Source organism: Labilibaculum filiforme (genome assembly GCF_002843315.1).
Taxonomy (GTDB): domain Bacteria; phylum Bacteroidota; class Bacteroidia; order Bacteroidales; family Marinifilaceae; genus Labilibaculum; species Labilibaculum filiforme.
This window is the reverse complement of record NZ_MVDD01000023.1, coordinates 40,480-64,352: the sequence shown is the minus strand read 5'-3', so window position 1 is coordinate 64,352 and position 23,873 is coordinate 40,480. Positions and strand designations below refer to the sequence as shown.

Annotated in this window: 15 protein-coding genes, 1 pseudogene and 1 riboswitch; of the genes and pseudogenes, 8 read left to right on the top strand and 8 right to left on the bottom strand. The window is 34.4% G+C overall.

What is annotated here, in order from left to right; all coding sequences use genetic code 11:
- Positions 1–411: 411 nt before the first annotated feature.
- The 4 genes from BZG02_RS18815 to BZG02_RS18800 form a co-directional block, all read right to left on the bottom strand.
- A complete protein-coding gene (locus BZG02_RS18815; RefSeq protein WP_101263297.1) occupies positions 412–924 on the bottom strand; it encodes a hypothetical protein in 513 nt (170 codons plus the stop codon).
- Positions 925–930: 6 nt separating this feature from the next.
- Positions 931–1,872: a pyridoxal-phosphate dependent enzyme gene (locus BZG02_RS18810; protein ID WP_101263296.1), complete on the bottom strand. Its 942-nt coding sequence runs from the start codon at positions 1,870–1,872 to the stop codon at positions 931–933.
- Between the two features lie 106 nt (positions 1,873–1,978).
- Positions 1,979–3,271: a glutamate-1-semialdehyde 2,1-aminomutase gene (gene hemL / locus BZG02_RS18805; RefSeq protein ID WP_101263295.1), complete on the bottom strand. Its 1,293-nt coding sequence runs from the start codon at positions 3,269–3,271 to the stop codon at positions 1,979–1,981.
- A 12-nt stretch (positions 3,272–3,283) separates the two neighbouring features.
- Positions 3,284–3,988 (bottom strand): uroporphyrinogen-III synthase, encoded by a 705-nt coding sequence (locus BZG02_RS18800; RefSeq protein WP_101263294.1) that lies wholly within the window; start codon positions 3,986–3,988, stop codon positions 3,284–3,286.
- Positions 3,989–4,295: 307 nt separating this feature from the next.
- On the opposite strand from BZG02_RS18800, the gene BZG02_RS18795 reads away from it, so the two are divergent.
- The 3 genes from BZG02_RS18795 to BZG02_RS18785 all read left to right on the top strand — a co-directional run bounded on the left by BZG02_RS18795 (position 4,296) and on the right by BZG02_RS18785 (position 10,972).
- A complete protein-coding gene (locus BZG02_RS18795) occupies positions 4,296–6,491 on the top strand; it encodes a RelA/SpoT family protein (protein WP_101263293.1) in 2,196 nt (731 codons plus the stop codon).
- Between the two features lie 230 nt (positions 6,492–6,721).
- A complete protein-coding gene (locus BZG02_RS18790; protein ID WP_101263292.1) occupies positions 6,722–8,500 on the top strand; it encodes a DNA polymerase III subunit gamma/tau in 1,779 nt (592 codons plus the stop codon).
- Positions 8,501–8,746: 246 nt separating this feature from the next.
- On the top strand, positions 8,747–10,972 hold the full coding sequence (locus BZG02_RS18785) for an NADP-dependent isocitrate dehydrogenase (protein WP_101263291.1): 2,226 nt from the start codon (positions 8,747–8,749) through the stop codon (positions 10,970–10,972).
- 256 nt (positions 10,973–11,228) lie between these two features.
- On the opposite strand, the pseudogene BZG02_RS18780 reads toward BZG02_RS18785, so the two are convergent.
- Positions 11,229–11,696, bottom strand: a pseudogene (locus BZG02_RS18780) (transposase); the annotation flags it as partial.
- Positions 11,697–11,796: 100 nt separating this feature from the next.
- On the opposite strand from BZG02_RS18780, the gene BZG02_RS18775 reads away from it, so the two are divergent.
- Positions 11,797–12,549: a hypothetical protein gene (locus tag BZG02_RS18775; protein ID WP_101263290.1), complete on the top strand. Its 753-nt coding sequence runs from the start codon at positions 11,797–11,799 to the stop codon at positions 12,547–12,549.
- Between the two features lie 104 nt (positions 12,550–12,653).
- Here BZG02_RS18775 and BZG02_RS18770 read toward each other — a convergent pair whose 3' ends face one another.
- From BZG02_RS18770 to BZG02_RS18760, 3 genes are all read right to left on the bottom strand, one after another.
- Entirely contained in the window at positions 12,654–13,598 is a 945-nt protein-coding gene (locus tag BZG02_RS18770; RefSeq protein ID WP_101263289.1) for a sirohydrochlorin cobaltochelatase, read from the bottom strand.
- Positions 13,599–13,649: 51 nt separating this feature from the next.
- Positions 13,650–15,917 carry a TonB-dependent receptor gene (locus tag BZG02_RS18765; protein WP_101263288.1) on the bottom strand — a complete coding sequence of 756 codons (2,268 nt, stop codon included), beginning with the start codon at positions 15,915–15,917 and terminating at the stop codon, positions 13,650–13,652.
- Positions 15,918–16,010: 93 nt separating this feature from the next.
- Positions 16,011–16,232: riboswitch (cobalamin riboswitch) on the bottom strand.
- A gap of 246 nt (positions 16,233–16,478) precedes the next feature.
- Entirely contained in the window at positions 16,479–18,086 is a 1,608-nt protein-coding gene (locus tag BZG02_RS18760) for a cation:proton antiporter domain-containing protein (protein WP_101263287.1), read from the bottom strand.
- 389 nt (positions 18,087–18,475) lie between these two features.
- Between BZG02_RS18760 and BZG02_RS18755 the strand changes: the two genes are divergently transcribed.
- The 4 genes from BZG02_RS18755 to lgt all read left to right on the top strand — a co-directional run bounded on the left by BZG02_RS18755 (position 18,476) and on the right by lgt (position 23,844).
- Positions 18,476–18,988: a ferritin gene (locus BZG02_RS18755; protein ID WP_101263286.1), complete on the top strand. Its 513-nt coding sequence runs from the start codon at positions 18,476–18,478 to the stop codon at positions 18,986–18,988.
- Positions 18,989–19,092: 104 nt separating this feature from the next.
- The gene (locus tag BZG02_RS18750; protein WP_143470520.1) at positions 19,093–19,476 is read left to right on the top strand and encodes a hypothetical protein; all 384 of its coding nucleotides are present in this window, start codon (positions 19,093–19,095) and stop codon (positions 19,474–19,476) included.
- Between the two features lie 106 nt (positions 19,477–19,582).
- On the top strand, positions 19,583–22,879 hold the full coding sequence (gene secA / locus BZG02_RS18745) for a preprotein translocase subunit SecA (protein ID WP_101263284.1): 3,297 nt from the start codon (positions 19,583–19,585) through the stop codon (positions 22,877–22,879).
- 161 nt (positions 22,880–23,040) lie between these two features.
- The gene (lgt, locus tag BZG02_RS18740; RefSeq protein WP_101263283.1) at positions 23,041–23,844 is read left to right on the top strand and encodes a prolipoprotein diacylglyceryl transferase; all 804 of its coding nucleotides are present in this window, start codon (positions 23,041–23,043) and stop codon (positions 23,842–23,844) included.
- Positions 23,845–23,873 lie beyond the last annotated feature (29 nt).

The window sequence follows — 23,873 nt, the reverse complement described above, 5'->3', positions numbered from 1 at the left end:
AATATGACGCTCAAAAAAAGAAGTGTAACGATAATAGATTTATTAAAGATATAGAAGGTTTTGAGTTGTTTTCAATAGAGGAATTTTTTGTAGTTTTTGAGCAGAATCGTATTAAAGAATATGCTTCCATATGATACATGAAATTTTTAAATATTTATCAGAACCATTTCATGAGCATTTAAAGGAGATTTTTAACATTCTTGAAGATATAGTCGAAGTAGCCTCTTTGGGGTAAAATATAAAGGCGAATGCAGATACTCATCAAAATTTAATGGTAATCTCATTAATAAATATTGAACGAGAAACTGCTATAGGAATTCAAGTTAATAGAAAATGTATTGATCATCTCGCAAGAACGGGAAGATGTTAAGGATATTACTATTTGAATTGTAATAAAGCAAAAAAGAACAATCAGTTTTTATGGATCGCTTTTAGAATTTTTCGTGCACGGGAACAATATCCTGCGCTACCGTTTTCCATTTGCTCTTCAATTATTAGAGTTAATTCGCCCTGTATATCAGGTTCTTGCAAAGAGAAGTTGTAAAGAATCTGCATTGCATAAACCTTTATCGCAATAGCAGAAGTTGAAGAAATTAACGCATCGAAACAGTAATTGATAAAGTCTCCCGATATATTAGTTGGAAGAGGTTCTAAGCTAATTAATTTAAGGTATTGACGAAGCTTACTTTCGTTTTGAAGCTTTGGAATTAGCTCAATCATTTGAGGAATATAGAGTCGAACCAAATCAGGAGCAATATCATAAACCTTATCTAAAAGCCAAGTTGCCCGCCACGAATGTTTTTTAGAGCTGATGCAGATTTTCCAAAGATCATTCATGTATACTGGATTTTCGGAAATGCTTTGGGCAATGAGTAAGGCTTCCTCTTTTACAGGAAACGGATCGAGGAGTTTTTTGAGTTCCATAGAATTTTAAAAAGGTAATTTACTCAGCTCCACATTACCTCCCGATAAAATGATTCCAATTTTTTGGCCTTGGTATTTTTTCTTGTTTTTTAGTACAGCAGCAAGAGCGACGGCACTAGAAGCTTCTGCAATAATCTTCATTCGCTCCCAAATAATTCGCATAGCAGCAACTATTTCTTTTTCCTCAACTCTAATAATTTCCTCAACATGTTGTTGAATGATCGGAAATGTTTTATCTCCCAACGAGGTAAGTAGTCCATCTGCAATTGTTTTAGGATTTGTTTGTGGAACAATTTCCCCTTTTTGTATAGATTGCCAAGCATCATCAGCACCCATAGGTTCCGCTCCAATAACTTTTGTGTTTGGAGAAAAATGAAATGCAGCCAAAGCCGTGCCAGATAGTAAGCCACCACCACCAACAGGAGCAAATATTGCATCTAAATCAGCATATTCCTCAATCAATTCCATTGCCGCGCTTGCCTGTCCTTCAATTACTTGATAATCATTGTAAGGGTGTAAAAAAATAGCACCTGTTTTGTTTACAACTTCGTTCAAGCTTGTTTCTCTTGCCTCAAGAGTAGGAATACATTCTATAATTTCCCCGCCATAACCTTTTACAGCGGTTTTCTTTATTTCTGGGGCATTCGAAGGCATCACAATGTATGCTTTTATCCCTTGTGTTTTCGCTGCGAGTGCTATTGCCTGAGCAAAATTACCCGATGAATGGGTGGCAACTCCAAATTCTTTTTCAACTTCACTTAACTGAAGGATAGCATTTGTTGCTCCTCGCATTTTAAAGGCACCCATTTTCTGAAAATTTTCACATTTAAAGAAAATTTCGGCTCCAGCTATTTCATTAATGAGTTGTGAACTCAAAACAGGTGTTCTATGAATGAAAGGTTTTATTCTCGCGTGTGTTTCCAGTAAATTTTCTTTTGTGATATTCATTTTGCCGGGATTTTAGTTGGTAATTTGTAACCCGAGTTTTACTCGGGTTACAAAAAAGCTTGTTTCTAGTATATAAATTCTACTCTACAGGAATTTCAAAAAGAAATTATTTCATTGCTTCCAATGAATCTTTTGCTGCTTGAATGGTTTTATCAAGTAGTTCGTAAGTTAATGAATTGGATAGAAAATAGCTTTCGAATGACGATGGAGGAAGATAAATTCCTCTTTTCAGCATTTCATGAAAGAATTTTGGGAATTTTTCATTGTTTGCTGTTGACGAAGTTTCAAAATCAACCACATCAACATCCGTAAAGAAGATACTTATCATAGAGCCACAACGATTAATTCTGTAATCAAATCCAGATTCTTTAAAAACTGGTTCTAAACCTTCGTGTAGATATTTTGTTTTAGCTGCAAGTTCAGTATAAACTTGAGGATTGTTATTCAGTTCTTTTAATAAGGTATAACCTGCAATCATAGCAATAGGGTTGCCCGATAAGGTTCCTGCCTGATATACCGGGCCAACAGGAGAAACTACGTCCATAATTTCCTTGCGACCGGCATAAGCACCTACTGGCATACCGCCACCAATTACTTTCCCAAAAGTTAATAAATCGGCTTTTACTCCAAAATATTCTTGTGCTCCACCTTTTGCTAGGCGAAATCCTGACATTACTTCGTCGAAAATCAACAATATGCCTTCTTTATCGCATAATTCACGCAAATCTTCTAAAAAGCCTTTTTTAGGAAGAACACAGCCCATATTTCCAGCAATTGCTTCCACAATAATTGCAGCAACTTCCCCTTTATTGTTGGCAACAACTTGTTTTACATCTTCAATATCGTTGTATTTTGCGGTTAAAGTGTCGTTTGCTGTTCCTGGAGTTACTCCTGGGGAATTTGGCATGCCAAAAGTACTAGCGCCACTTCCAGCTTTAATAAGGAAAGAATCGGCGTGACCGTGATAACATCCCTCAAATTTGATGAATTTATTTCGTCCGGTATAACCTCTGGCAACCCGAATTGCACTCATACAAGCTTCGGTACCGGAATTAACCATTCTTACCTTATCGATATTTGGAACCATACTAACAATTAGTTTGGCAATTTTAATTTCCAATTCAGTTGGTGCTCCAAAAGAGGTTGAATCTTCCACTTTTGCTTTAATAGCATCAATTACTTTTGGGTAGGCATGTCCCAAAATCATAGGTCCCCATGACGAGATGTAATCGATATATTCATTTCCGTCCACATCAGTAAGGATACTTCCTTTTGCTTTTTCGATAAAAACAGGGGTTCCACCAACTGATTTATAAGCCCTAACTGGAGAATTTACTCCTCCGGGAATATATTTATTGGCTTCTGTAAATAATTCGGAACTTCTTTTGTATTGATACATATTGTATTGATTTTAGGTGTTTAAATAGTTGTAACATGTGTCCAGTAAGGAATATACGTTTGTATTTTCAGACATAACAACATGTTCGGAATAATCTAATAGTAGAACTGCACTTGTACTGCCAATTGCAAAACAAGCTACAGTTTCTTTTATTGTGTATTTGCTAAAAAAGCTATGAACAGCACTGGGACTGCAAAAACAAATGCCGTTAAAATCGGCAATAGCTACATCGGGCTGATGCAGGTTTGTTTGGTAACATTCTACTTCCTCAAAATCCAATTCTTTTTCGGTCATAAAATGACAAATACTATTTTGTCTTAAATTTCCCGAGAAATGGATGTAAGATGTATTGTCTTGCTTTTCAAGTAAATCAATTAATGATTGTGAATTATGTACCTCGGGAAGTAACGCTTGTATTCCATTTTTTAGCAGTTCTTCGGCAGTTTTTAAACCAACGGCGAAAAACTTTTTCTTGTCCAAAGCATCTAGTGAACTTAGGTGTTTGGAAATACTCTTCACAGCATTCTGACTGGTAAATATCCAATCGGCATTTGGTTTAGAGTTAATCAAATCAATCTTTTCTTTAGATATAGGCATAAGATCGATTTGAATAAATGGCTTAGCAGTAACATTTAAACCTAGTTCTTCAGCATACTTTAGGTGTTCAGGACTTAAAGATCTGGTAAAAAGAATGTTTTTTTTAACGGATGAAGACATAATAGATTCAAAATGATTACTGATCGTAAGCTAACAAATTTAGTAAATCAGAGCATTTTTTATGCTCTTAAAGGCCATTATTTTATCAATTATTTGAAAACTAGATCATCAGAAGAGTATCTTTGATACAATATCATTTCTAATCGTTAAAAAGTATTAACCAGCTTGCCATTCACTAATAGCTTTTATACTTTTAGAGTGCTTAAAAAGGAAGGCAGACTTGTATTTTTAATGGCAGATAAGCCGAAAAAAATAGTTTGCGAAAATTTTTAAACCAAGCCAAGACTTATAAAATATTAAGGTGTTTATGACTGAATTCAATAGGGAAGAAGAAAGAAGACAGATTTTGTTTCGCTACAAACATTTGCTTGCTACATGTAAAAATATTGTTACCAGAGCAGATATCAAGTTGGTTCGCAAAGCATTTGAGTTAAGCTTAAAAGATCGTGAGGGCGAAAGAAGAACGAATGGAGAACCAGCCATCTATAAAAGTATCTCTATTGCTCAAATCGTTGTTGAGGAACTCGGACTTGGAAGAACTTCTGTAATATGCTCATTATTATACGATATTGTTCAAAAAAATAGAATTACAATAGAAGAGGTTACGAATCTTTTTGGACCTAAAGTGGCGCAAATTATTCAGGGTTTGGTGAAGGTTACTAATATCTACAATCAAAATCCTAGTCTGCAATCAGAGAATTTTAGAAAATTATTGCTGAGTTTTGCCGACGATGTTCGTGTGGTACTTATTATTATGGCCGATCGATTATTTAATCTTCGAAGTTTAGAAAATAAATCGGTTAAAGAGCAACAATCTTTATCCAAAGAAATAGAATTTCTGTACATCCCTTTTGCGCATCGTTTAGGAATGTATAATGTGAAATCTGATATGGAAGATTTGGCATTGCGTTATTTAAAGCCTGATGTATATTTCGAGATTGAAAAGAAATTAAAGGACAGTGAGGAACAAAGACAGAAGTACATTAAAGATTTTGTGGATCCTATAAAAACGGAGTTGGATCAATTCGGGATGAAATACAAAATAAAAGCCCGAACTAAATCTATTGCTTCTATTCTTCATAAAATGGAGACGAAGCAAGTTGAGTTTGAAGAGGTTTACGATATATTTGCCATTAGAGTGATTGTTAAAGCAACCCCGAAAAAAGAAAAATCGGAATGTTGGAAAGTATACTCGGCAGTTAGTGATTTGTACAGGCCTAATCCTAATCGATTAAGAGACTGGATCACGATTCCAAAATCGAATGGATATGAATCCCTTCATACCACTGTAATGGGACCAGATAACCGTTGGGTTGAGGTTCAAATTCGTAGTAAGCGAATGAACCGAATTGCCGAGCAGGGTTTTGCTGCGCATTGGAAATACAAAGGAGGGAAAAGTGAAGGTGGCGGACTGGATGCCTGGTTGCAGGATATTCGGGAAGTGATAGAAAGTCATGGAAGCGATTCTATTGATTTAATAGACAGTTTTAAAGCAGATTTATATCACAAGGAAATTTATGTGTTTACTCCTAAAGGTGATTTAAAGCAATTGTCAGCAGGGGCTACTTTGCTTGATTTTGCGTATTCTATTCACTCTGATGTTGGTGATAAATGTATTGGCGGTACTGTAAACCAGAAAAATGTTTCCATTAAGCAGGTTTTAAATAATGGAGATCAGGTTTCTATTACCACCTCTAATTCTCAAAAACCAAAATCCGATTGGTTGAATTTTGTTGTTTCTACAAAAGCGAAGAACAAAATTCGACAATCCATGAAAGAGGAAATGCTTAAAGAAGCTGATCTTGGAAAAGAGACGCTTAAGCGTAGAATGAAGAATTGGAAGATTGAATTCTGCGATGAAAATATCCGGAAATTAATGAATTATTACAAATACAAGCTAGCAGTAGATTTGTATCATGGAATTGCACTTGAAAAACATGAATTATCGGAAATAAAAGATATCCTAACCGATAAAAAAGAAGTTGAAAAGCCTACTGTTGATGAACCTTTTGAATATACAGCGAAAAAAATCACAAAAGAAGGAGAGGATGTTTTAATTGTTGACGAGAATGTTTCGAATGTAGAATACTCCTTAGCGAGTTGTTGTAATCCAATTTTTGGAGATGAAATTTTCGGTTTTATTTCCATTGGGAAAGGCATTCGAATTCACCGATTGGGTTGTCCAAATGCCAATGAAATGCAAACTCGTTATCCATATCGGGTAGTGAAAGCGAATTGGACCGATAAAGGCTCTGCTTCCTATCAAGCAGTATTGCATATTACAGGTGAAGATGAACTGGGAATTGTAAGTAATATTTCCGACGTAATCTCTAAAGATTTGAGAGTACAAATGAGATCAATTTCGGTAGATACCAATGCAGGCTCATTTGTAGGTAATGTTACTGTTGTAATTGCGAGTACCGAGCATTTGGATACTTTAATCGTGAAATTAAAACGAGTGAAAGGTGTGCAACGTGTTACCCGGTACGATCCGGTAAACTAATGTTGCATTTGAAATATTAGAATAGGGAAGGAGCTTTGGTGTTTCTTCCCTATTTTTTTTTGCAAATAGAAAACCAAAATTGCATTCTTCAATTAATAAGCTTTTAATAAGAAGTTTATGTGTTTTTATTGAAAATCTTACCACTCCCTTGGTGTTTTATTTAGATTGATTCAGTATATTTGAATTTCGAAAAAAAATAGAAACCAATTTGGTTTTTTTGTCAGAGTTTTATGGAAAATTACATTGTTTCAGCACGTAAATACCGTCCTTCGCTTTTTTCATCGGTTGTAGGGCAACAGTCTATTACAGTCACCCTTAAAAATGCCATTAAAAACAATCATTTGGCTCACGCCTACTTGTTTTGCGGTCCTCGTGGTGTTGGAAAAACTTCTTGTGCACGGATATTTGCCAAAACAATTAATTGTTCCAATATAAGTTCCGATTTTGAAGCATGTGATAAATGTGAATCATGTGTTGCTTTTAATGAGAGTCGCTCCTATAATATTCATGAATTGGATGCAGCTTCCAACAATTCAGTTGAAGACATTCGTACATTGATTGATCAAGTAAGAATACCTCCACAAATTGGAAGTTATAGTGTTTATATTATTGACGAGGTTCACATGCTATCGGCATCGGCATTTAATGCTTTCCTGAAAACTCTGGAAGAACCTCCAGCTCATGCCATATTCGTTTTAGCAACTACCGAAAAACATAAAATACTGCCTACAATTCTATCTCGCTGTCAGATTTTTGATTTTAATCGGATAAAAGTAGAAGATGCAGTAAAGCATCTAAAAGAAATTGCAGAGAAAGAAGCTGTTGTAATCGAAGAAGAAGGCTTGAATGTTATTGCACAAAAGGCAGATGGTGCTATGCGTGATGCACTTTCTATTTTCGATCAAATAGTAAGCTTTTCTGGAAAAAACATTTCTTTCGAAAGTGTAATTCAGAATTTAAACGTGTTGGATTACGATTACTATTTTAAAATGGTTGATGCTTTTTTAGAAGGAAAAGTAAGTGATGTTTTGCTGATGTTGAATGAAATTATTGACAAAGGATTCGATGGTCATCATTTTGTAGCTGGTTTAAGTGCTCACATTCGCGATGTATTGGTTGGGAAAGATCCTGCAACCATTCAATTGTTGGAGGTTAGTGATTCTGTGAAACAAAAATATGTGGACCAAGCTAAAAAATGTCCGCTTGATTTTCTATATGAAGCTTTAAAAATTCTTAATCAGTGCGATATTGGTTTTAAAGCTAGTCAAAACCAAAGACTCCTTATCGAATTAAGCTTAATTCAATTATCGCAGATAATTGAATTAAAAAAAAAAGGACTTGAATTAAAGACACATTCAAAAAAACTGCAGAAAATCATTGTTGATGGACAAGAAATAAGTGCTGTAGCTAAACCTATTGTAACTGCTTCATCAACTGTTCAAACAACGCAAACAGTAAAAGAAACTGCCAGCTCTTATAATGATTCTAAAGAAAAGAGCAATGGGATAAATGTTGTTACAAAATCTAATTTTGCAGGTTCTGTATCTATTAAACAAGCTTTAAGTAAGGGAATACCTCGCTCCACAAGCGCAAGTAAGCCTAAAGATAAAAAAGCTGTTGGTACTGTAGAAACAGTTGTTGCCGGAACCGAACCGGTTACTCAGGATAAACTGGAAGCTAAGTTAAAAGAATATATAATTGCCAAAGGGAAAAGTGATCGTATTCGACTTGCAATTACGGTGAATAAACCGAAAATTGTAGGCACTGATCGTATCGTTCTAATGGTTAGTAATCCGTTGCAGGAGGATGATGTTATTTCGGTGAAAAACGAGGTGCGAAACTATTTAAAGAAAGAACTAAACAATTCAAAAATTCAAATCGAAACGGAAATCATTCAAGTGAAAACAGCAAAAAGAATGTATACCGATTCAGATCGATTTAATTATTTGTGTGAGAAAAATCCGGCTTTAGGATTACTAAAACAGAAATTTTCACTAGATTTTGAATGAAAATTGAGAAAATGATCTACAATATAGATATTTTGAATGAAATTAGGCTTCTGTTTTTGTACAGGAGCCTAATTTTTAGGGACTTGTAATTAAAGAAAAAAATCGTTAAAAAATCGATTTTTTAATATTAGGGAAATAAAAAAAATACATATGTTTACCGTGAATTTGAGACGTGATTATTTCAAATTTAAATAAGTAAACACAGACTTTTTAATAATTATTAAATCACTCAAAACAACAACCAACATGGCACAGATGTCAAAAATCATTTACACTAAAATTGATGAAGCTCCAGCCTTGGCGACGTATTCGTTATTGCCAATTATCAAAGCCTTTACTAAAACTTCAGGTATTGAAATTGAAACAAAGGATATTTCTCTTACCGGAAGAATTATTGCCAACTTCCCTGAGAATTTAACGGACGCGCAAAAAGTACCTGATTATTTAGCTGAATTAGGCGCGCTTACATTAACTCCGGAAGCAAACATTATTAAGTTGCCAAACATTAGTGCTTCTATTCCTCAATTACAAGCAGCAATTGCTGAGTTGCAGGAAAAAGGATATAAAATTCCAAACTATCCGGAAGATGCTAAAACTGATGAAGATAAAGCACTTCAAGTAAGATTTGCAAAAGTATTAGGTAGTGCGGTAAATCCTGTTTTGCGTGAAGGTAATTCCGATCGTAGAGCTGCTGGATCTGTTAAGCAATATGCTAAAAATAATCCTCACAGAATGGGGAAATGGTCTGCAGATTCAAAATCGCACGTTGCTTACATGAATGAAGGCGATTTTTATGGATCAGAGAAATCTGTAAATATGCCTAAAGCAACAAATGTACGTATTGAGTACGTTGATAATGCTGGCAAAGTAACTGTATTAAAAGAGAAGCAAGCGCTGCTAGCTAAGGAAGTTATTGATTCTTCGGTAATGAATGTAAAAGCATTACGTGCTTTTTATGCAGAACAAATTGCCTTAGCTAAAAAAGAAGGTTTACTGTGGTCGCTGCATCTTAAAGCAACCATGATGAAAATTTCTGATCCTGTAATGTTTAAACATGCTGTTGAAGTTTTCTACGAGGAGGCTATCACTAAGCATGCAGCTACCATTAAAGAATTAGGAGTAAACTTTAATAATGGATTAGGCGATCTTTATAATAAAATTCAAACTCTTCCTGAAGCTAAGAGAAAAGAAATTGAAGCAGATATCCTGGCAGTGTATCCAACTCGTCCGGATATTGCAATGGTTGATTCGGATAAAGGAATCACGAACTTACATGTGCCTAATAATGTAATTATTGATGCATCGATGCCTGTTGTTATTCGTGACGGAGGTAAAATGTGGAATCCTGCTGGTAAACTTCAGGACACAAAAGCATTAATTCCAGACAGATGTTACGCTACAATGTATCAGGTTTGTTTCGACGATTGTCGTAAAAATGGTGCTTACGATGTAGCTACTATGGGTTCGGTATCTAATGTTGGATTAATGGCTCAAAAAGCAGAAGAGTATGGTTCACATGATAAAACTTTTATTGCTCAAGGCGATGGTAAAATTCAGGTTGTAGAACTTGATGGTACTGTTGTAATGGAGCAAAAAGTTGAAAAAGGAGATATTTTCAGAATGTGCCAAGTGAAAGATGCTCCTATTCAGGATTGGGTTAAATTAGCCGTAAATAGAGCGAAAGCAACCAATACTCCAGCAATTTTCTGGTTGGATAAAAATCGTGCTCACGATGCGCAGCTAATCCAAAAAGTAACTACTTACCTTGCCGATCACGACACTAATGGATTGGATATTCGTATTCTTGCTCCAGATGATGCTATTGCATTCTCATTAGAAAGAATCCGAAAAGGAGAAGATACTATTTCGGTAACAGGTAACGTTTTGCGTGACTATTTGACCGATCTTTTCCCAATTTTGGAATTAGGATCTTCCTCTAAAATGCTTTCAATTGTTCCTTTAATGAATGGTGGAGGTTTGTTTGAAACTGGTGCAGGTGGTTCAGCTCCTAAGCACGTTCAGCAATTTTTGTCCGAAGGTCACTTACGTTGGGACTCCTTAGGTGAATATCTGGCTTTAGGTGTTTCTTTAGAACATATTGCTAGTGTTTTCAATAATGAAAAAGCTCAATTTTTTGCGGATACTTTAGATGCTGGTGTTACTAAATTCTTAGCAGAAGGAAAAGCTCCATCGCGTAAAGTTAACGAGTTGGATAATCGAGGTTCTAATTTCTATTTAGCAATGTATTGGGCAGAAGCGCTTGCAGCTCAGGATAAAAATGCTGAATTGAAAGAAACATTCACAAAGGTTGCTGCTGATATGAAAGCTAACGAAGCTAAGATTGTAGCAGAGTTGAATGATGCACAAGGCAAACCAATGGATATTGGAGGTTACTTTATGCCAAACGACGAATTAGCTTCTAAGGCAATGCGCCCTAGTGCTACTTTAAATGCAATTATCGATGCGATTTAATTAGATTTAAGCGATTTATATAGTAAAGAGGGTGTCCAAAATCAGGGACATCCTCTTTTTTGTTTTAAGTTTGCGAACTATTTTTAAGTTGCTAATTGAAAATCCCAAGTCTTTATTTTTGATCTAAATACAGCAAAAACTGCTTTTAAAAGAATAAAAAATTCATATTTAGAAGTATTGCATATTTTTCTAGCAATCTTAGCTAAATTAGACACTGTCTCGTAAAGTGTGTAAGTGATATTTCCAGGGTTGGACTTTAGTTAAGTCTTACCCTTTCTTCAAAATATAGCTAAAAACGGAGTGAGTATCACTCCCCAGTTTTGGATCGGCATCGTCCATTTTCTGGTCGCTTCCCTTGTGGCCAGATAGACTGATTTTATTACTGCATCATCAGAAGGAAAGGACAATTTATTCTTTGTATACTTTCTGATTTTACCATTCAGATTCTTGATTAAATTGGTGGTGTAAATGATTTTTCTGATCTCCAGAGGAAATTCAAAAAAGCAGTCAATTCTTCCCAATTCTCCCGCCAGCTCCTTACAGCATAGGAATACTTTGAATTCCATTTGTTGGCAAAATCCTCTAAGGAAGCCTCTGCTGAATTTTTAGTAGGAGTACCATAAATAAGTCTTAGATCCATTGCAAACTCCTTCTTATCTTTCCATACAACGTATCTGCAGGTGTTTCGGATTTGATGAACCACACAGATTTGAGTTGTTTCAGCAATAAAATGATACTTCAGAAGAATTATTCATTTTAAATTACTTAATGATATTTTTGATAAATTTAGGGTCATGTTAAAGTTGTTCATTAACAAATAAAAAATGAAATATCTGTCTATTATAATTATTTTACTAATTGGATGTAATCAAAAACCTGATCTCCAAAAGGAAATAGATCAGCAATTACAATTAGTGAATGAAGATTACGCAGAACTAATGAATGATTTAATGATTTTGAATTCTGTAAATCCTGTTAAATATGAATTTATAATCACTTATTTTAAAGGCTTAGATGATGCATATAAAACAATTGAAAATGAATTGTTTTCTGAGGATCATTATGATTTTTCTTTAGTCAAATATCATCTTGGTTTTTATTGTCGAATTATAGAAGAATCGGAATGGTATGATATTATAAAGAATCAGTATTCAAAATGCAATACAAGAGTAGTTGATTTTACTCAAGAATCACATAAAACAAATGAAGAGAAAGAACTGTTATTACTGTATTTAAAGACATTTCAAAGGATTTATACACAAAGTGTATTAAAGGAAATAACTAACAGTGAATTCAAATTTAATTTTATACGGCCTGTAGTACTCGAAAAGAAGAATAGATTGAAAGAAGGAGATGAATATGAGGCACAAATATTTCTTTCGGCTGTAGATACTACAAAAATGCCCATTTTTAAAATTAAGAATGGTTTGGTTGGATTAGGTCCCTATGGACAGGGTGTTGTAAAAATTAAAGCTAAAAATAAAGGAATAACTCATTGGGGCGGTACCGTTATTTGGACAAAGGATTCAGGTATACAATTGATTTTCGATGTACATGATAGTTTTGTTGTTGAGTAGTTTGTTTAGTACTACTCATTTGGAATAACCTATATCTATGAATAAAAAAAGAGGTAGGAAATTAAATTCCTACCTCTTTAATGATCTTTTATTCTCCAGAATTCTTATTCTGCATTTTCAAGATGATTCATCCAAATAGCATTAATTTCATCGTAATCGCCTAAGCCTTTCATGATACTATTTACAGTGTAATTTTCAGCTTCTAATCTTTCTCTCCACGATTGCTCTGCAGGATCAGTTTCTCCGGAATTACCATTCATATCATTATTCGCATGATCTCCAGCGATTGACATTAATGGTGTAATCGTTACTTTAGTAGCTTTTGGAGTAAGTTTATTTAGTTCGGTAATTAATGCACCAATAGATGTAGTTCCAGCATTAAAACCAATTCCTTCTACCGTTCCAACGTAAAAGTTAGAGTTAAGTTTTCGAAGCTCTGCTTGTAATTTTAAATATTGAGCATCTGCGGCATGAGGAGTACCATGTCCCATTAATAGCACAGGACCTTCCGTAAGTTCAGAGGAAAACTTTTTAGCGATAATTTCAGCTACTTTTTGAATATCAGCATCGGTATCCAATAATGGGTGACCAATTTTTACATCAACACCTTTGTATTTAGATTCAAAACTTGCAACTGCTGCTTTTAATTCGTCGAATTCCTCACCTGGAATAACGTGTAGAGATTGAATATTGAATTTGGAGTACCCATCTTTTACCATTTTTTCCATGGCTTCTTCAGGAGAATCGTTGTCAATAATTTTTCCTTGCAAAGATCCTTCACCATTCCCCTTGCGTAATTTATTGATAATAAGATCGGAAGTAAAACCCCAATTAACAGCCTCTCCTGTAAATTTTGTTTTAGCAGCATTATCAATGTTCTTAAATGTTTCCTGCGGATCAGGAAAAGAGGAGCCAAAGGTAACTAATAGAATACCATCTTTATCTCCTAAAATAAGTCTGTCATTGTTATTGTCATCATCATCACTACATCCGGTAAATACCAAGGCTATTGCACACAAGGCAACAGCAGATTTTTTTAATAAATTCATTTTGTTTTTGTTTTGTTAATTTTTATTGCATTTATAATTCACATGTATTTTTTATTTATTTTTTGTGAAATCTATATTTAGTTCAAGGAATAGGGTTCTGCCTGGATTTAACGTTCCGTAATGTGAACCGTAAGGTTTGTTATCTACATAATCGAATAGATTATCAATGCCACCCGAAAGGTTAATGGTATAGTTCCTCCATTTCGTGGTACTTAGCCTAGAACTAAGCTTCCAAAGTTGATAGGAATCTGTATAACTACGCTTTAAATCTTCTTCCAGATAAAATTGGTCCGATTTATAAACGCCCGACAGACTAACATTTAACGTGTTCGTTTCCCATTTTTTATTCCATGAAAATTTACAGGTTGCACTATGTTCAGAGATGCCATTTAATCGAACATCTTGAGTCATATTTCGAGCATTCACATAGCTGTAATTGCCATTAATCATCAACTGACTAAAAAGGGGATAGCTAAAGTGGCAATCCAAACCAATTGTTCTGGCATTGTCGATATTGTATCGCTTCTTAGCTTCTTCAATTCCCCTTCTTCGCTGATCGTAGGTGGTAGGTATTATGGTGTAATCTATTTTGTCGTAAATTCTATTTAGGTAGAGGCTAACGCCAGTACGTAGCTTATCTCTTTTAAATTCAGTAGATATTGCAAGGTAATGAGACTTTTGTGGTTTTAAATCTTCATTTCCCAAATAGAGTCGATACATTCCCATTCTATCACTTTCGTAATAGTAATAGAGTTCTTTAAGGGTAGGACTTTTAAAACCGTTCGAGTAAGTAAATCTGTGGGTGAAGTTTTGTTCAGTATACATCAGGGTTAGTTTTGGCGTTACAATAAAACCCGATTTATCATGATACAGACTTCTAACCCCTGCTACTAAACTATATTTTTCGTTTATTTTCATCTCATCCTGAGCATATAAAGAATAGGTGTAAGCTTCTACTGTAGGTCTAGTTAATCTGTACTTAGCCTCTAGAAATTCGCCTTTTACTTCGGTTCCAACACTAAGCTTATTTTTATCATTCAAATTAAAAACACCTTTTACTTGACTAATCATATGAATCTGATCCGAATTTTTAAATCTATCTCCAGGGTAATAAGTTTTCTTAATAATATCCTTATCAGTGATATATGTTTCGTTGTATTTGTACGGATACTCTGTGTAATACAGGTAGTTATCAAAATCAACACTAAAACTCAAATAGTTTTTATTCTTTAGTTTATATTTACCTCCTATTGAAGTTGCTCTATCGTTGTAGTAATAATTATGCATCTGTGCCCTAAATGGGAAAAACAAGGTTTTTTCGTACCAAGAAAGATTTACATCAAAACTTAGCTTCTTATTTACTTCATAATCTAAACTCTGACTAATAGTGTAAGCTTTTGTTTTGTTTACTGATTTATAAAAAGTGGGAACCAAAAATGGCAGATCATGATTGGATTCCCATTTGTTGTTAAACTGCATGGAATTTAATTGATAACCATCTTTTTGCTTGTAATTAAAACTTGTTTTACCAGAAATTTTTTTACTGCTAAAATGAAAGGTGTTTAGTTGTTTAAAGTCGTTATAACCACCTAGTCGAGTACTGCTTGAGGCCACTATTTTCCCTTTTGTTTTTTTTGTTATAATATTAATTACGCCTGCAATAGCATCAGATCCATAAAGGGTAGAGGAAGCACCTTTTACCACCTCAATTTGTTCAATATCTGCCGCATTAATTCTACTTAAATCGGCATAACCACCAATATCACCAGTTAATCGTTTTCCATTCACAAGAATTAATACATAGTCTTTACCTAAACCGTTAATTTTAATGTTGGTTCCCATCGAACTTGTTGTATAATCAATAGAGGAAGAGATACCTGAAATAATTTCTTCTATATTTCTTCCCGATAAATCAGCAATGTCTTTTTTAGTGATAATTTCTGTTTGAACAGGAACTTTATCTATTCGATGATGGGTTCCTGTACCCGTTATAACAATAGGAGAGAGTTCGAAAGATTTGGCTTCTAGAGGAATGTTAATGGTGTTTATACCTGGTTTCAAATTAATTTTTTGACTAAATTTTTCATAACCCAAAACCGAGACACATAGTTTATATTTTTCAGCAGTTAAATTAGAAAAGCTGTAAATACCACTTTCATTTGTCGTAGTGGAGGTGTATATGCTATCGAGGTATACATAAGCAAAATCAATTACTTCGTTTGTATTTTTATTAAATACCTTGCCACTTAAAGTAGCTTTTTGAGAAAATACAGATAAGCATACTGTTTGTAATAACAGTATAAAAACAAATTTATGCATCGTATTAGTTACTAATGCATTCCAGAAAAGGATGGGATATATAAATTTAGAAAATACCTAGCCATCATTAACTTCTTTTCCCGGAAGCAATAATTAAACAAAAACTTGTTGGCAGGTTTCCTGACTTTCCCGATTCTCAACTCCTTCCCATCCTAGTAATATCAGGACAGTGGATTTATGACTGTTGAGAACAAATTAACACCCATGTGGCGTTAACGAGATTTACAGTAGCGGGTACTGTTCCGGATTTTCACCGGATTCCCTTTTAACCAGCTTGCTGAACGCAAACTGTGCACCAAAAGCAATGCAAATATATTATTTTTTTATTAATTGATAGGGAATAATAACACATGTTAATAAACATATTATTATTATGGAAGAGTTATTAGTAGAAAATAAATATTCTATCGCACTTGTAGTTGTTTATAAATAAGCGCCTTGGATAAGGTGATGTTGGTTTTGTTAGCATCCTAAAAATGATTTATCCCATTTATGTAAATTAAGAATATAAAAAATAAAGTAATAACATAATTTAGCATGCAATAATTGCTAATAAAATTATTATAATGGATTTCTTGTTGCACACCCAATATCAATAGAACTGCAAACATGATTGGCAAAGCCATATCCGGCTTCAGAATAAATATCATAAACAGCATCAATATTCATATTTTTTAATTGATTTCGTTCGTCTTCGTAACGAGCAATGGCAGCTATACTTCCCATATAGCTTGTAGATTTTAGCTGTTCTATTGCAAAAACATTCGATTTATGATCGTTCATACAAAGCATAATTAGTTTTACTTGCTTGTGATCAGAGCTTTCAAAAATATTCTCCCAAAATTCATTATCAGCTGCATCATCTTGTTGAATATTTTTTCCTTCTTTTTTTAGTCGTTGTACCACGTCATAATTATAGTCTAAACCAAGAACTTTTCTTCCATAATTCTGATTTAATTGATTGTACACCGATACACCCAATTTCCCCATGCCAAACACGAGTATTTCTGCACCATCAATATCGAATGTTTTGTCGTAAATTAAGCGTTTTTGAGTTTCAAACTTGCGTAGATGTTCTTTTACATTAGAATAAATTTTATGCGCCTTTGAATTAAGAGGAGAGGAGATAATGAAAGTAAGTGCTACCGAAATGGCGATAGTTACTAACCAATCCGAAGAAATCATATTCTTTGCAACTGCAATAGAAGCTACAATTAATCCAAATTCACTAAAATTTGCAAGCGTTAAAGAGGTAAATAAGGACGTTCGAGCACGTACCTTAAACCGTGTTAATACAAGAAAATAGAGAATTACTTTAAAGTTGATTGTTATGGCTAGTAGAATAGCAACAATCAGCATCTGAAGGGTCGGCAGGCCTAATAAACCAATAGATAAGAAAAAACCAATCAGAAAAATATCTTTAAAGTTCATCAAAGAATCTGCTAGCTCTTTTGCTTTTTTATGCTTGGATATTAGAATTCCTACAATCAAAGCTCCAAGATCTGCCTTTAGTCCTACTAGATTAAATAACTCAGCACCAACTACTAATGCAAGGAAAAATCCGTAAAGCACTAATATTTCGCCATGTCCTATTTTATCGAGTATAATTAGTAAAATTGGTCGAATAAGAACAAATAGTACCGGTAAAGCCAAAGCCCAAATGGAGGGTAGTTTGCCGGCAACTAAGACAATGTAAAAAACGGCAAATATGTCTTGTATAATTAGAATTCCGATGGAAAGAACACCATAAGCTGACTTTAGTTCACTTTTTTCTTCGAGCATTTTTACAGCATAAATAGTACTCGAAAAACTGAGTGCAAACCCAATGACCAAAGCCTGTTTCCAACCAAAATCAGCAAAAAGACTTAACGAACTGTAGCTTATTATTAGTAAAATTATACCTATAAGTGCAGTTGTTAAAAGCATATGAATAGACGATCCGCCCCAAACTTCTTTGTGCAAAAGATCCTTAATTCGCAATTTTAAACCAATGGTAAATAAAAGCAAGGTAATTCCTAGTTCAGAAATGGTTTGAATGAGTTCATCCGTTGCTGCTCCAAAATATTTAAGTGTAAAACCGGCTATCAGGTATCCGACCAATGGAGGTAATCCAATTAATTTTACAAGAAGACCAAATGCAAAGGCAATTGCCAGCCAAACTGGATCCATAAGCGTTTTTTGAGGTGAAGTCCGTTAATTAAATTGAAAACAAAATATAATTACAAAATCAATGTAAACGGACATTTTAAATAGATTTTTGAATTTACACAATGGGATTGAATGCTACAAATTAAATTCAGTCAAATTTATCCTTAATTCAAAGGGAATTCTGATTACGAAAAGGAAGGAGAAATTTAACTTGTCTTTCAACTTTTTTTCAATACAATACAGCTACTGATTTTAATTTTTATAAATGTATTACTTTTTATCTTTCCCTAATTATCCGTATTTAGTTTGATTTTAAATTAGCAATTGGACTAAGGGGTACAAGGTTTAGATTGGTATATTTCTCTTACATTTGAAGTATAATTTGAACTTACTTAAAAATATTATACGTTATGGCTATTAGTAAAAAAGTAGAAGAAATCTTGAATAAGCAAATCAATGCTGAATTTTGGTCTGCTTACTTTTATTTGTCGATGTCGAATTATTTCAATGCCAATGGAATGCCTGGTTTTGCAAATTGGATGAAAGTGCAATTTCAAGAAGAAACTTCGCATGCGATGAAAATTTTAGACTACGTTAATGAACGTAGCGGAAGAGTTATTTTAGAACCAATTGCCGAAGTTCAGTCGGACTGGAAAGGGGTTTTAAATATTTTCGAAGAAACTTTAAAGCACGAAGAGCACGTAACTAGTCTAATTAATGGTTGCGTAAATGTTGCTATTGCGGAAAAAGATCACGCTTCGGTAAATTTCTTACAATGGTTTGTTGACGAGCAAGTAGAGGAAGAAGCTACTGTTAATGAGATTATCGACCAATTAAGAATGTTTGAAGGAAAAGGTCATGGTTTATATATGATGGACAAAGATTTTAAAACTAGAGTTTTTGTTGACTCAACACAAGCTTAATGTTTTTTTTAAATTATTTAAGAAATGCCTCACTTTTGTGAGGCTTTTTTTATGATGTAGAACTGTTAAGTCAATAAAAATATCTACTTTTGGATGCAATGGACATGAATAGGTATCTTATAGTAGTATTTTGTGTGCTCACAGGATGTGCAGCAGTAGTTCCGATGGCCAATGGTCAGGAATTGATTGTTGATCATGAGCTGTTTGCAGAATGGTATGCCGATCATATTCATAATCTCGAAGAGGCTTACTCTTCACCAATTCTTGCTCATGTAGAGCAGGATCAATTTGCTGGGAAATATATTTCAAATATTGAAAATATTTCTTTACTTAAAAATTTGCCTAAATTTCCCATTGTAAATCAATCTATTCCAATAGGAAGTATTCCAATTTGGTTTAATTGTAAGTATTATTTCGGTTTTCGGGATGTTATTATAAGTACAATACCTGAAGGTGAATTTCATATCAGAGCTCCTGTTGTAGCTTAACTTTCCTTTCCTATATTTCTATAGGAAATTTCACATATTACACACAAGATATTGTTGTCAACCTTTTGGTTGATAGTATTTTACACATAGAAATCAATAAGTCAAAATGGGTTTTATAGATAGTGCATTAGGTAAACTATTTGGTAATAAATCAGATAGAGACCTTAAGGAGTTGAGTCCTTATTTAGGAAGAATTAAAGAAGAATACGATAGAGTTATTACTTTAAGCAATGATGATCTAAGAGGAGAATCAGATAAATTAAAGCAACGTATTCAGGATCATATTCAAGCGGAAAAAGACGAAATACAAAGTCTTAAAGATAAGATTGATGCCGGTGGAGTATCTATTAACGCGAGAGAAGAGATATATGATCAGATTGATGGAATAGAAAAGAAAATTGACGATAAAATAGAAGAGGTTCTAGAAGAAATTCTTCCAACTGCTTTTGCTGTTGTAAAAGATACAGCTCGTAGATTTACAGAAAATGCAGAATTGGAAGTTACAGCATCAAAGTTTGATCGCGACTTAGCTCCTTATTACGATAATATTCAGATAGATGGCGATACTGCTGTATATTTTAACTCCTGGTTAGCAGGTGGAACTGAAATCACCTGGAATATGGTTCACTACGATGTACAGCTAATTGGTGGTACGGTTCTTCATCAAGGAAAAATTGCCGAGATGGCAACGGGAGAGGGAAAAACGCTTGTAGCAACACTTCCTGTTTTCTTAAATGCGTTAACCGGACGAGGTGTTCACGTAATTACGGTGAATGATTACCTTGCAAAACGTGACTCGGAATGGATGGGACCATTGTATCAATTTCACGGATTATCTGTAGATTGTATCGATAAGCATTCTCCTAATTCAGATGAGCGTAGAAAAGCTTATGCTGCAGACATTACTTTTGGAACGAATAATGAGTTTGGTTTTGATTACTTACGTGATAATATGGCTACAAATCCGAAGGATTTAGTGCAACGTCGTCACAACTACTCAATTGTCGATGAAGTCGATTCGGTTTTAGTTGATGATGCTCGTACACCATTAATTATTTCTGGTCCAATTCCACGTGGCGAACATCAACAGTTTGACGATTTAAAACCAAGAGTTCAAAAATTGGTGAAAGCTCAGAATGATTTGGTAATGAAAATTTTTACCGATTCGAAAAAGTTGCTAAATAGCGATGATAAAAAGGAGCAGGAAGAAGGAGCAAAATTATTGCTTAGAACCTATAAAGGATTGCCAAAAATGAAGCCACTTATCAAGTTTTTAAGTGAGCAGGGAAATAAGGCTAATCTTTTAAAAACAGAAAATTTCTACATGCAGGAAAATAACAAAAACATGCACATCATTACCGATGAGTTGTATTTTGTTATCGATGAAAAACATAATTCTATCGAACTTACTGATCAGGGAATTGATTTGATTAGTTCAGATGTTGAAGATGCAGGTTTCTTTGTACTACCTGATATTGGATCGGAAGTCGCTGCAATTGAAAAATCAAATCTTTCGGATGAAGAAAAATTAGCGAAGAAAGATGAAATGATTCAGTCTTATTCTGTAAGATCTGAAAGAGTTCACACAATCAATCAATTATTAAAAGCATATACTCTTTTCGAAAAAGATGTCGAATATGTAATGATGGATGGTAAGGTGAAGATTGTGGATGAACAAACTGGTCGTATTATGGAAGGCCGTCGTTATTCTGACGGATTGCACCAGGCAATTGAAGCTAAAGAAAATGTAAAAGTAGAGGCCGCAACTCAAACATTCGCAACAATTACACTTCAGAACTACTTTAGAATGTATAACAAACTTTCGGGTATGACTGGTACTGCGGAAACTGAGGCTGGAGAACTTTGGGACATTTATAAATTAGAGGTGGTTGTAATTCCAACGAATCGACCAATTTGTCGTGATGATCGCGAAGATCTTGTTTACAAAACCAAAAGAGAAAAATATTCTGCAGTAATTGATGAAATTGTTGCATTGGTAAATGCTGGTCGTCCGGTATTGGTAGGTACAACTTCGGTTGAAATTTCCGAATTATTGGGACGAATGCTCAAAATAAAAGGCATTAAGCACAATGTGTTGAATGCAAAATTACATCAGCGCGAAGCCGATATTGTTGCCGAAGCAGGGCAATCGGGAACAGTTACCATAGCAACCAATATGGCGGGTCGTGGTACGGATATTAAGCTTACCGATGAAGTGAAAGCTGCTGGTGGTTTGGCAATTATTGGTACCGAACGTCACGATTCTCGTCGTGTCGATCGTCAGCTGCGAGGTCGTGCTGGTCGTCAGGGAGACGTTGGTTCTTCTCAATTTTTTGTGTCATTAGAAGATGATTTAATGCGTTTGTTTAGCTCCGATCGTATTGTGAAGCTAATGGATAGAATGGGATTGAAAGAAGGGGAAGTAATTCAGCATAGTATGATTACTAAATCTATCGAGCGTGCCCAGAAAAAAGTAGAAGAAAATAACTTCGGTATTCGTAAAAGATTATTGGAGTACGATGACGTGATGAACTCTCAACGTGAGGTTATTTATAAACGTCGTCGTCATGCATTATTTGGAGAACGTATTCAGGTAGATATTGCCAATATGATGTACGATTTATCAGAAATGATCGCAAGCGAATATCAAGGTGGTGATTTCGAAGAGTTTAAAATGGATTTGCTTCGTACTTTTTCAACCGAACCTCCAATAAATGAAGAGGATTTAATGAAAGAGAAGCCAGAAGTGCTTACTGAAAAAATCTACGCTGTAGTTTTAGATAATTACAAACGAAAAGTAGAAGCTATCAGCAAACAAGCCTATCCGGTAATTAAAAATGTATACGAGTCGAAAGCAGAATTATATGAGAACATTGTGGTTCCTTTTACCGATGGATCCAAAATGTTTCAGGTGGTAACTAATCTGAAAAAAGCATACGATAGTAAAGCGGAAGACTTGGTTCGATCGTTCGAAAAAGTATCTATTTTAGCTACTATCGATGATGCTTGGAAAGAGCATTTGCGAGAAATGGATGATTTGAAACAATCCGTTCAAAATGCTTCTTACGAACAAAAAGATCCATTGTTGATCTACAAATTTGAATCATTTAATTTGTTTAAGGCAATGATCGAAAGTGTAAATAAGAGTGTTGTAAGTAGCTTAATGAAAGGTCATATTCCATTATCAGATCCTGAAGAGGTTCGTAAGGCTGAAGAGCGCAAAAGAACCGATTTAAGTAATTTGAAAACCACCAAAGAAGAAGTGGGTGGAGGCAGAGAAAAACCAGAACCTAAAAAGTTAGAGCCGGTTCGTGTTGCTCAAAAAGTAGGACGAAACGAACCTTGCCCTTGTGGAAGTGGTAAAAAATTCAAGCAATGTCATGGAAAAGGGATGCCAGCTTAACGGAATAAGATTTTAATTTTCGTTAAATTAAGCGGAGACTTAACAAATAATGCTAAATTTAAATTGAAGTATTAAGTACAAAGTATCAAGAAAGTTAGCACTTCTTGATACTTTTTCTCTTGAATCTTGATACTCTAATTTTGATACTAAAAATTTAATATATGTTACTATCAATCCTTTGGGATATCGATCCGGAAATATTTAAAATAGGTCCTATTGCAGTTCGTTGGTACGGATTACTTTTTGCATTAGGGTTTTTACTTGGATATTATTTGGTAGAAAAGATGTTTAAGAAAGATGGTATTGAATTGGAATGGCTGGATAAACTATTCTTATATACCATGATTGCAACGGTTGTAGGTGCTCGCTTAGGACACGTTTTTTTCTACGGATGGGAATTTTATTCGCAACATCCAGCCGAAATTATTAAAATTTGGCGAGGTGGATTGGCATCTCATGGTGCTACCATTGGAATTTTAGTTGCGTTGTGGTTTTATTCTAAAAAGGTTAGCAAAAAATCAATGCTTTGGATATTGGATTACGTGGTAATTCCCGTTGCCTTGGCAGGATGTTTTATTCGTTTGGGAAACTTAATGAATTCTGAAATTATTGGAATTCAAACTCATGCCGAATGGGGTTTTCAATTTATTAGAGCATCTATTTATGAGCCAAAAGCTCCTCGACATCCAGCACAATTGTATGAAGCAATTTGCTATTTAATTTCATTTGTTGTGTTGTTTTTCATGTATTGGAAAACCAATGCAAAACAATACAGTGGAAGATTGTTCGGTGCTTTTTTCGTAATGATTTTCACTGCACGTTTCTTTATCGAGTTCGTTAAAGAAAATCAGGAAACTTTCGAAGAAGGAATGGCTTTAAATATGGGACAATTACTTAGTATTCCATTCGTTTTAATCGGATTGTTCTTTTTAATTCGATCTTTCAAAATAAAACCGGTTGCTTAAATAGTTTAATTTATAGTAAAAAGCCGAAT